This window comes from Novosphingobium sp. HR1a, assembly GCF_015594425.1.
Lineage (GTDB): Bacteria > Pseudomonadota > Alphaproteobacteria > Sphingomonadales > Sphingomonadaceae > Novosphingobium > Novosphingobium resinovorum_A.
Genome location: NZ_JABXWS010000144.1, coordinates 1 through 1217 on the forward strand (window position 1 = coordinate 1; position 1217 = coordinate 1217).

The 1217-nt window shown below is 60.1% G+C and carries 1 protein-coding gene; it reads right to left on the reverse strand.

Annotated elements, in window-relative coordinates; genetic code table 11:
- Nucleotides 1-17 precede the first annotated feature (17 nt).
- A protein-coding gene (locus tag HWN72_RS30675) for an IS3 family transposase (RefSeq protein ID WP_375154555.1) occupies nucleotides 18-1159 on the reverse strand; the annotation gives its coding sequence in 2 pieces (ribosomal slippage) (nucleotides 18-919 and nucleotides 919-1159; 1143 coding nt in all).
- Nucleotides 1160-1217: the final 58 nt, after the last annotated feature.

The window sequence follows — 1217 nt, forward strand, 5'->3', positions numbered from 1 at the left end:
GAGTAGCCCCTAGTTTTCTAGACGCCTTCTGCTTTCAAAATCTGCTGCCGTTCGAACTGTGCGGGGGACAGCATCCCGTTCCTGACCTGCTTGCGGACCGGATTGTAGAACATCTCGATGTAATCGAACACGTCCTGCCGGGCTTCATCGCGTGTTTTGTAGGTCCGGCGCCTAATGCGCTCACGCTTGAGCGAGGAAAAGAAACTCTCGGCCACCGCGTTGTCGTGGCAGTTGCCACGCCGGCTCATCGAGTGCTCAAGATTGTGAGCCCGGATGAAGGCCGCCCAGTCCATGCTGGTGAACTGCGAGCCCTGATCCGAATGGATCAGCACCCGCTGCTTGGGCTTGCGCCGCCATACCGCCATGTGCAGCGCTTGCAGCACCGCATCGGTGGTCTGCCTGCTCTGCATCGACCAGCCCACCACACGGCGAGAATAGAGATCGATCACGACAGCCAGATAGGCAAAGCCCTCCAGGGTGCGGATGTAGGTGATGTCGGTCACCCAGGCCCTGTCGGGGGCAGCGACGTCGAACTGCCGGTCCAGAGTATTGTCGACCGCCCGGGATGGCTTGCCGCCATAGCTTCCCGGCCGCCGCTTGTAACCGATCTGCGCCTTGATGCCTGCCAGCCTCGTCAACCGGGCAACACGGTTCGGGCAGCAGGTCTCGCCCTGATCCAGTAGGTCGTCGTGCAACTTGCGGTAGCCATAGACTTTGCCGCTGTCGTTCCAGGCTTGCCGGATCAACTTCGTCTGCCGCACATCTTCCCGGGTCCGTTGGCTCAGCGGGTTCTTCTGCCAGGCATAGAAGCCGCTGGGCTGGATGCGCAGGCACCGACACATCGATCGAACCCGGAACTGGTCACGATGCTCGGCGACAAATGCGTATCTCACTTTGCATCCCTGGCGAAATACGCGGTGGCTTTTTTTAGTATATCGCGCTCCTCGGTCACCCGGGCCAGTTCGCGCTTCAATTGGCGGATCTCGGCATCCTTGCTAGCATCGCCAGACACCACCTTCGCCAGTTGCCGCTTCCATGCGTACAGCGAATGCTGACTGACGCCGAGCCGCTCGGAAACCTCCGCTACCGGATACCCGCGCTCGGTGATCTGGGCCACCGCATCACGCTTGAACTCATCGCTGAAATTGGGCTTCCCCATCGTCGCCTCCTGTCCTCAAAATTAGGATAGAAGGCGTCCAGAAATCTAGGGGCTACTC